5 protein-coding genes and 1 pseudogene are annotated in these 9,276 nt (G+C 71.9%); 1 reads left to right on the plus strand and 5 read right to left on the minus strand.

Annotation, left to right across the window (positions count from 1 at the left end):
• Positions 1 to 76 precede the first annotated feature (76 nt).
• Positions 77 to 703 carry a glutathione S-transferase family protein gene (locus WMF33_RS37535; RefSeq protein ID WP_437333102.1) on the plus strand — a complete coding sequence of 209 codons (627 nt, stop codon included), beginning with the start codon at positions 77 to 79 and terminating at the stop codon, positions 701 to 703.
• Positions 704 to 764: 61 nt separating this feature from the next.
• On the opposite strand, the pseudogene WMF33_RS37540 reads toward WMF33_RS37535, so the two are convergent.
• The 5 genes and pseudogenes from WMF33_RS37540 to WMF33_RS37560 all read right to left on the minus strand — a co-directional run.
• Positions 765 to 935: pseudogene (locus WMF33_RS37540) on the minus strand (hypothetical protein); the annotation flags it as partial.
• Positions 936 to 1,159: 224 nt separating this feature from the next.
• The gene (locus tag WMF33_RS37545) at positions 1,160 to 3,421 is read right to left on the minus strand and encodes a DUF3160 domain-containing protein (RefSeq protein WP_437333103.1); all 2,262 of its coding nucleotides are present in this window, start codon (positions 3,419 to 3,421) and stop codon (positions 1,160 to 1,162) included.
• Positions 3,422 to 3,521: 100 nt separating this feature from the next.
• A complete protein-coding gene (locus WMF33_RS37550; RefSeq protein ID WP_437333104.1) occupies positions 3,522 to 4,628 on the minus strand; it encodes a PAS domain S-box protein in 1,107 nt (368 codons plus the stop codon).
• Complete coding sequence (locus WMF33_RS37555) at positions 4,625 to 5,032, minus strand: DUF7793 family protein (protein ID WP_437333105.1); 408 nt, start codon at positions 5,030 to 5,032, stop codon at positions 4,625 to 4,627. Before WMF33_RS37555 ends, WMF33_RS37550 begins: the two co-directional genes overlap by 4 nt.
• A 249-nt stretch (positions 5,033 to 5,281) precedes the next feature.
• Positions 5,282 to 9,271, minus strand: a complete 3,990-nt coding sequence (locus WMF33_RS37560; RefSeq protein WP_437333106.1) for a type I polyketide synthase — start codon at positions 9,269 to 9,271, stop codon at positions 5,282 to 5,284.
• Positions 9,272 to 9,276 lie beyond the last annotated feature (5 nt).

Here is a 9,276-nt window from a genome sequence, read left to right on the forward strand (position 1 = left end):
TTTTCGCCGCCGGCCCGGTCTCAAGGGGGAGCGTGCCTCGAAGGATGGGGCACCGACCTCGACAGGAGCGCCGACGATGAAATTTTACGAATTTGCGCCGACCCGATCGATCCGTGTCCGCTGGACGCTGCAGGAGCTTGGGGTCGACTTCGAAGCGATCAGCGTCGACCTCAGGGGGGGCGAGCACAACCGGCCCGAATTTCGCAAGATCAACCCCGCCGGCAAGGTGCCTGTGCTCGTCGACGGAGACCTCGTGGTCACCGAGTCGGTGGCGATCGTGCTTTATCTCGCAGAGAAGTACCCACAAAAGCACCTTTTGCCGACCGATCTACGGCAGCGGACCGAGCTCAACCGCTGGCTCTTGTTCACCGTGACCGAGCTCGAGCAGCCGCTCTGGCGCATCGCCCGGCACCGCTCGCTCTACCCCGAGGCGCTGCGCCTACCCGCCGACATCGACCTCGCCAGCCGCGAGTTCAAAGCGATGGCCACGGTGCTCGAGGAGCACATGCGGGGCCGCCAGTTCGTCGTGGGCGACGGCGTCACCGTCGCCGACTTCGTGCTCGCCTACACGCTCGACTGGGGCAACGAGGCCAAGCTGCTGGGCGATTGTCCCGGACTTCTCTCTTATATGGAGCGAATGTACGCCCGCCCCAACGCGCCGCCGCGCATCGCACAGGCCCTGACGAGCATCGCGGCCAAGTAGCCGTTAGGCCGTAACCGCCCACCCCTCGCCATGGTCGTGGCCATTCGCTGGCGAGCACGCCCCAGGCCAGCGAGTCGTCTGCCGCCACCTTGGTCGCGGACCAGTAGATGCTGTTCTCCCGGATCGTGAGGATGTCCGGAAACGCCGTGCTGTGACCTAGATCTAGGATGGAGACGAGCTCGCGCAGCGTCGGCAAGCGCCACTCGTCAGATGAATTGAAGTTCAAACCCAAGCCTGTCGCGAGCAGGCTCTGATGTAAAATTTCACTCCAGCCCCAGGTTCAAGCGCGGACCCCAGGCAGCACGCCGGGAGAGGCACGCCCTCGACGCGCGGCGCCTCGACGAGGACATCCACGGCAGGCCGTGATCCCACTGTCGCACCGGCGCCTCGGCCGGCACACCGCGGCACACATTCCACGAAGGCCAGCTCGCGCCCGCGTGGCCCCGGGCCGCGCGATCAGCGGGCGACGATGTCCTTCATCCAGGCGACATCGTCGGGGGTCGCCCCCACGATCTCGCCGGCCCACTGCTGGTCGGTCATGCGCTCGAAATTCCCGGTGATCTTCTCGAAGTACGACGACACGAGCCCCACGTACGCGCGCGGCGTGCCGCACGGGTCGGCGGTGACGACCATGAGCCGCGGCAGGCCGGTGCCCACGTGCAGCACGCGGCCGACCATCGCCCCGACCTCGTCGGTCGGCTGGGTGTGCACGTCGGCGATCGTCGGGTCCTGCTTCGCGCCGAGGATGGGCTGGTAGAAGAGATCGGCATACCAGCCCTCGACGCCCTCGGGCGAGCCGCAGCCGTACTGGATCCGGACGGCCTGGTTGATGAAAGCGAGGTGCTCCTCGGTGAGGGGCAGCCCGGCGCGCTGGTTCTCCGCCATCTCGCCGAGCGTCGTCGCGACGCCCTGCAGCCGCGCGAAGTACGCCGACAGCGCCGTCTCGATCGCGGGAAAGGCCGATAGATCGAGCGATTCGACGACCCTGCCGCCGTGCTCGGCCAGCTCGGCGATGCGCGCGTAGAACGCCGGGTACGGGTCGACGTAGGCGTCCGGGAACTCGCACGTGGTGCCGCCCGTGTACGACTGCTTGGCGTAGAGGATCGTGTCGTGCCGGAGCTCGGCCCAGGAGGCGAGCTGCGTGTTGAGCAGGCGCCGGCCCCACGCCTCGGTCTTCGCCACCCCGGGCAGCCCCTCGGCCTCGGCGAGCGCCCGCGACGGCGACAGCTCGCGCAGCGCGCCGAGCCAGCGGTTGTAGAGGTTCTTGCCCCAGAAATCGGCCGGGTGCGCGTCGACGAGCACCCGCATCATGTGCAGGTCGGGCGCGTAGGAGAACTGCCCGAGCTCGGGCGCGAGCAGGAGGCCCGCGTGGTCGTTGCCGAGCGCGGCGAAGCCCACGTCGAGCGGGCTCGGCATCATGCGCTTGACGGCGCCGCCCTGCACCCGGTCGTAGACCACGTTCGAGAAGACGTGCGAGTCGACGACATACCGCTGGCCGAGCAGCGCGAAGCTCGCCGACAGGGGCAGCGTGCCCTTGTCGAGGCCGTTGATCATGATGTGGCTCGAGATCCGCTGCGTCCCGTAGCCCTTCTTCCCGACGACCGCGACGATCGTATCGTCCGCGACGTCGGCGAGGCCGGCGGCGTCGTCGAGGCCGAGGTCCGCGAGCAAGGCGTCGAGCTCGGGGAGCGTCATGGTGTCGCTCTCGCCGACGAACGCCTGAATCGCGTCGTCGATGCGCGTGTAACGGGCGAGGGTCTTCCCCTCGGCGAGGGCGCGCAGCGCGTACGCGCCCTCGAGCTGCCGCCGGTGGAAGACCTGCTCGCCGTTCTCCTGGGTCTCGAGGAAGCGGAAATCCACGCGACCGAGCCACATCATGCTGCGGAAGTAACGCCCGAGCTCGGGCGTGTCGGCGTAGTGGCCGCGCGGCTCGAACTGGGAGAAGTCCATGAGCCGGTCGACGCCGAAGAGGCGCACCTCGCCCGCGCCCTGGTGGGCCTTGGCGCCCGCCACGAGCTCGTCGATCTTCGCCGCGTCGGCGCCCGCGACGGGCGCGACGGGCTCGTCGTTCAGGAGCGCGAGCGCCACGGCCGTGAAGAGGTCGGCGTCGGCGCGCGCCTCGGCGCCGAGCTCGCCGCCCGCGCCCGCGGCGAGCCGCGCGCGCATCTCCTCGAGCATCGTCCCGAGCTCGGAGGACAGCGAGGCGACCTCCAGGAGCTTCAGGATCGCGTCGTAGGAGCGGTGGACCGCGTACAGGATGGAGTCGGCCGACACGTAGAGCGGCAGGTCGAGCGCGTAGATGCTCTCGTAGCCGTACACGAAGGTCGGGAAGGTCCTCTTCTCGGAGATGACGAAGCCGTTCGCGGACAGCTTCGCGAGCTCGTCGTCGTCGAGCCGGAACGTGGAGCCCTGGATCAGCGACAGGTTGTCGGCGTCCGCAGGCGCGTACGAGAGGCCCGACGCGAAGTCGACGCGGTACTTCGAGGCGAAGTCCGCGGCGGTCATGCGCGCCGAGGACTCCCGCTCCGCGAGCAGCGCGCCGAGCTCCGCCTGCTGCTCGGGCCCGAGCGGCGCTGACGGCGATGTCGGCGACGGCAATGGCGGCTGCTCCGACGGCGCACCGCCGGCGTCGGACGGCGGCAGGCCATCGCTGGCGCAGCCGCCCGCAAAGGCCAGGAGGAGCGGGAGGATGGAAACGTGAAGGGACGTCCTGGGCATCGTGTTCCCCTTTCGGAGCGCGCCTCCCCGGAGGCGCGGCGAGCCCGACGCGGGCAAGGACGATGCCGGGCTCGCCAGCGCGGCATCGTGGCCTGTCAGGTCACGCCGGCTTCGGCTTCTGGAGCTGCTTCATGGCGTATCCGATGCCGGTCTGCAGCGAGCCAAACGTGTAAATGCCGCCGAGATTGAACTCGAGCTCCATGAGCGCCACCGCGACCTCCGGCCGGATGCCGGTCAGCACCACCTGGGCGCCGAGGAGCTTCACCGCCTTCACCGCGTTGACGATGCCCTGCACCGCCCGCGCGTCGATCTTCCGCACGCCGGTGATGTCGATGATGACGATCCGCGCCTCGCGCGCCACGACGCCGTTGAGCAGCGTCTCCATGATCTGGGTCGAGCGGCGATCGTCCACGGAGCCGATCACCGGCATGGCCAGGATCTGATCCGCGATCGGCATGAGCGGCGTCGAGAGCTCCTCGAGCAGGAGCGCCTGGGTCTGCACCACCTGCTCGAGGCGCTGGCGCTCCTCCTCCTCGAGGCGCTTGCGCTCGGTGAGATCGCGCGCGACGCAGACGAGCCCCTGGCTCTCCCCGAGGCCGCCGGTGATCACGGACGTCGAGAGGGAGACAGGGGCGACCTCCCCCGTCTTCTTCTGGAACGCCGTCTCCTCCAGGAGGACGCTGCTCTCGTCGTCGCCCATGACGCAGGGGAACGCGCCCGGAAAGATGGTGCTGGCGGGCGCGCCGACGAGCTCCTCGGCGGTGTAGCCCGACAGGCGGCACGCCGCGGCGTTCACGCTGGTGATGGAGCCCGCCTTGTCCACGACGACGAGCAGATCGCTCATCGATTGGAGGATGTTGTCGACGTACTCCTTGGACACCACCCTGGAGGCGAGCTCCTCGGCCACCATGTTCAGGCCGAGCGCGAGCGCGTCCCAGGCGTCGCCTTGATCGCTGACCTCCGCCCGCTTCGTGAAGTCGAACGACACGATGGAGTTGAGCATCACCATGATGTCGTTGAGCCGGCGCTCCAGCCGCTCCTCCCTCGCCCGCCGCTCGATCACCTCCTGCACCAGCGCCTCGGCGGCGCGCTTCGCCTGGTCGAAGCTGGCCTCGCCCGGGGCCTCGCCCAGCGCCGGATTCGCCCCGAGGAGGATCGAGCAAAGCTCGGCAACGCGAGAGTCGGTCGACGGCTCTCCTTCGCTCACGAGCGGAACCCCTTCAGCCACTCGAGCGCGGCCGCCTCGTCGGAGAAGATCTTGGACGGGTTGGCGCGCTTGCCGTGAATCGTGCTGAAGACTGCCATCCAGATGTTCGCGATGGTCGTGCTCAAGGGCGAGTCGACCAGCAGCGCCGCAGCAGACCAGCTCGCCGTCGCCTCGGGGCTTCCGTAGTAGGACCGGGCGTCGCGATCGGCCGCCTTCACGCGGGTGAGATCGACGAGCGCCGGCCGGCGCGCGCCGCTGGTGATCGAGTTGATGCCGGCGATGACCTCCCGGGCGATCTGGAGCGTTTGATGCGTCCCGGGCGCGAACTCGACCCGCACAATCCCGTTCGCGTCGTCAAGCCAGATTCTGCCCGACGAGAAGGTTACCGCCGTGCTGTTCTCCATCCCTGTCCTCCTCACGCCGGCTGGCCGCTCGAACGAGAGCACCCAGCCATGGCCCACCAGAGCGGCGGCTCCGCCCAGGTTGCCCCCTTGATCTCCTATCGTAATTCGATCGGGGCGTGTAGCGTTTCATTGCAGACACATCAGGAACGCCGGCGCAGCTGCACACCCGAGCAGACGCCGGGCGAAGGCTCACAGCGGCGTCCAATGTGCTCCGGTCTGCCCTCGGCAGACCCGACTGCCTCGCTCGCCTCAGCGGGGGCGGACGTCCGCGGCGAGCAAGCGCTCCCTGAGCCGCTCTGCCAGGACCCTGACGTGAGGCTCCCGGAGCATCGTGTGGTGAGATCCCGGGACTTCATGGATCTCGATCGGTTGTGACGAGATCCCGGCCATCGGCTGATAGAGAGTCCCGTAGGGCTCCGTCACCGGACCGAAGGGGCCGGGCGGCGGCTGCTCCGCCGCGCGGAAGTAGACGACGCGACCCCCGTAACAGGGCATGACGTACGAGCGTGCGGCCCGCCCGTGCGCCGCCCCGAGCCGCTGGACCGCCTCGGCGAAGCCCGGCGCCACGCCGCGCGCCGCGCCGAGGACGAGCGCCGTCAGCGCGCCCTCGTCGAGCCGGCGGAGCTCGTCGTACCCCATCTCGGGGCGGGCCATCCTCGCGGACTCGACGAGCTGCCACAGCCGGCGCTCGGGGGAGCTCGGGCTCGAGATGTAGCCGTCGATCATGGCCAGGAGCGCGACGCGCTCGCCGGACCTCGCGAGCTCGTGCGCCATCGCGAACGCGACGAGCCCGCCGAGCGACCAGCCGCCGAGCAGGTAGGGGCCCGCCGGCCTCACGGTCCGGATGGCCTCGAGGTAGCGCGCGGCCATGTCCTCGATCCGGTCGTCGGGCGCGGCGCCGTCGTCCAGCCCGACCGCCTGGAGGCCGTAGAAGGACCGCTCCGTCCCGAGGTGGCGCGCGAGCTCCGTGTAGCAGAGCACCGGCCCGCCGAACGGGTGGACACAGAAGAACGGCGATCCCTCGCCGCCGGGCTGGATCGCGACGAGCGGCGACCTCCGCGGGGCCCCTCCGCCCGCGGGCGCGCGCTCGGCGCGCTCGGCGCGCTCGGCGCGCTCGCCGTCGGGGCGCGCGGGCAAGCGCAGCGCGTCCAGCGCGCGCTCGGCGAGCGCCGCGACCGTCGGATGCTCGAGCAGCAGGTTGATCGGCAGCTTGACCTCGAGGCCCAGCTCCAGCCGATCGCGGAGCTCCAGGCTCATCAGCGAGTCGAGCCCGAGATCGAGCAGGCTCACGCCCGGCGCGATCGGCTCGGGCCCGTCCAGCCCCAGCGTCTGCGCCACGGCGGTCTGCAGCCACGCCTCCAGCAGCCGCCGGCGCTCGTCGGCCGCGGCCGCCCGGAGCCGCTCGATCAGCGCGTCCGGCGCCGACCCGCCCGCCGGCTCGGGCTCGGGCGCGGGCGCATCGCCAGACGGACGCGGCGCTGCCGGGGCGGCCGGCGCCTCCGGCCGCTCGCGCGCGATCCAGTGCCGCGTCCGCTGCCAGGCGTACGTCGGCAGCGGGACGCAGCGCCCTCCCGCCGGATAGAGGCGGTGCCACGCGACGGCGTGGCCGTGCGCGTGGAGCGCCCCGAGCGACACCAGCAGGCACCGCCGCGCCGGGAGCCCTCGCCGGAGCGAGGAGGCCGCGCGCGCCTCCGCGCCCCGCGCGGAGAAGCACCGCTGGAGGTGACCGGCGAGGACGGGGTGCGGGCCGACCTCGAGGAAGATCCGGTACCCCGCGGCCAGCGCCGCGTCGACGGCGCCCGCGAACCGCACCGGCTCCCTCATGTTCCTCGCCCAGTACGCCGGATCGAGCTCGCCCCCGGCGGCGGGCGCGCCGGTCACCGTGCTGAACAGGGGCAGAGCCGCCCTCCGCGGCGCGAGCCCGGAGAGCGCGAGCTCGAGCTCGCGATCCAGCGGCGCCATCTGCGCGCTGTGGAACGCGTGGCTCACCGGGAGCAGGCGGCAGTCCACCCCCTCCCCGCGCAGGCGGCGCAGCACGTCCGAGAGCGCCTCCTCGTCGCCGGCCAGCACGGCCGAGCGCGGATCGTTGACGGCCGCGATGGCGAGGCGATCGCCCGCGCCCTCGAGGAGGCGCGCCGCCTCGTCGGCGGGCACGCCGACGAGGGCCATCTTCCCGAGCCCCTTCGTCCGCTGCATCAGGCGCCCGCGCAGCACCACCAGCCGGACGGCTTCCTCCAGGCTCAGGACGCCCGCGGCGTGCGCGGCCGCGATCTCGCCGACGCTGTGCCCGATGACCGCGCCGGGCCGGACGTCGAGCGATCGCCAGAGCTCGGCCATCGCCACCTGGACGGCGAAAAGCGCCGGCTGCGCCACCTCGGTCTCCTGGAGGCGCGAGGTCGCCTCGGGCGCGTCGAGCTCGTCGAGGAGCGACCAGCCGGCGTGGCGCCGCACGAGCGCGTCGCAGGCCTCGAGCGCGGCGCGGTAGCTCGGCTCCTCGGCGAACAGCTCGCGGTGCATGCCGGCCCACTGCGACCCCTGCCCCGGGAACACGAAGACCACGCTGGCCCGCGCGCCCGGCTCCGCGACGCCCCGGGTCGCCCCCGGGGGCGCCTGCCCCTCGGCGCAGGCGTCGAGCGACGCCGCGAGCTCCTCCCGGGAGCTCCCGACCACGGAGAGGCGATGGCTGTGGTGGCTCCGCCGGACGCTCGCGGTGTAGGCGATGTCCGCGAGGCGCGGGGACGCGTCGGTGACGGGCTCGCGCAGGAGATCGCGCATCGCCCGCGCCGCCGCGACGAGCGCCTCCGGGGACCTCGCCGAGAGGGGCAGGAGCACGACCTTCGCCTCGCCCGCGGAGGCGACGGCGCTCGGCGGCGCCTCCTCCAGGATCACGTGCGCGTTGGTGCCGCTCAGGCCGAACGCGCTCACGCCGGCGAGGCGGGCGGCGCCGCCCGCCTTCCACGCGAGCTTGCGCGTGGGGATGGAGAGCGACGTGCCCTCCAGCCGGATGCGCGGGTTGAGCGCCCGGAAGTGGAGGTTCGCCGGGATGGCGCCGTGCTGGAGGGCGAGCACGGCCTTGATCAGCCCCGCCACGCCTGCGGCCGCCTCGAGGTGGCCGATGTTCGTCTTCACCGCCCCGAGGACGCACCCGGCCTCGCCCGCGCGCGGCCTGCCGACGACCTGCGCGAGCGCCTCGATCTCGATCGGATCGCCGAGCGACGTGCCGGTGCCGTGCGTCTCCACGTAGCCGATCTCCGAGGGCTGCACGCCGGCGCTCTCCAGGGCCTTCTTCAGCATCGATTGCTGGGAGAGGACGTTCGGGGCCGTCATCCCCGTGGATCGGCCGTCCTGGTTGACCGCCGATCCGCGGATGACGGCGCAGATGGGGTCGCCGTCGGCCTGCGCGTCGGAGAGCCGCTTCAGGAGCACGAGCCCGCACCCCTCGCCGCGGACGAAGCCGCTCGCCTCCGCGTCGAAGACCTTGCACCGGCCGTCCGGCGAGAGCGCCCCGGTCGTCGCGATGAGCCGCATCATCGCCGGCGACAGGAGGAGGTTGACGCCGCCCGCGAGGGCGAGCGAGCACTCGCCGCTCCGCAGGCTCTGGCACGCGAGGTGGACCGCCACGAGCGACGACGAGCACGCGGTGTCGACGGTCAGGCTCGGCCCCTGGAGGCCGAGCGTGTACGAGAGCCTGCCCGCGGGGAACGAGAAGAAGTTGCCCGTCATGGCGTGGATGTCCTGCGCGCCGGGCTCGAACGCGCCGCACAGGTGGGCGTAGTCGTTGGTGCTCATGCCCAGGAACACGCCCGCGCTCGTCCCGGCGAGCCGCTCCGGGGCCTGCCCGCCGCGCTCCAGGGCCTCCCAGGCCACCTCGAGCAGCAGGCGCTGCTGCGGATCCATGGCCGCCGCCTCCCGGGGCGAGATGCCGAAGAAGCGCGCGTCGAACTTGTCGACGTCCCGGAGGAAGGCGCCCCAGCGGGTCGCGCGCGCCCGCGGATCCGGGGCCTCGTCGGCGGCGGGCTCGAGGCGCCACCGCTCGGCGGGGATCTCGGTGACCGCGTCCACGCCGTCCTCGAGCAGCCGCCAGTAGGCCTCCGGCGTCGACGCGCCGCCCGGGAACCGGCACGCCATGCCGATGACGGCGATCGGCTCGGACCTGGCGCGCGCGAGGGCGTCCCGCTCGGCCCGGAGCTCCCGGATGGTGGCGATCGCTTGCCGCAAACGAGCCTCGTAATCCGTCACCGGCG

It is taken from the genome of Sorangium sp. So ce394 (assembly GCF_051474665.1).
GTDB classification, from domain to species: domain Bacteria; phylum Myxococcota_A; class Polyangia; order Polyangiales; family Polyangiaceae; genus Sorangium; species Sorangium cellulosum_D.

What these genes read in the sequence shown, in the direction of transcription:
- WMF33_RS37535 (WP_437333102.1), top strand. Translation starts at nt 77, where the DNA reads ATGAAATTTTACGAATTTGCGCCGACCCGATCGATCCGTGTCCGCTGG.
- WMF33_RS37545 (WP_437333103.1), bottom strand. Translation starts at nt 3,421, where the DNA reads ATGCCCAGGACGTCCCTTCACGTTTCCATCCTCCCGCTCCTCCTGGCC.
- WMF33_RS37555 (WP_437333105.1), bottom strand. Translation starts at nt 5,032, where the DNA reads ATGGAGAACAGCACGGCGGTAACCTTCTCGTCGGGCAGAATCTGGCTT.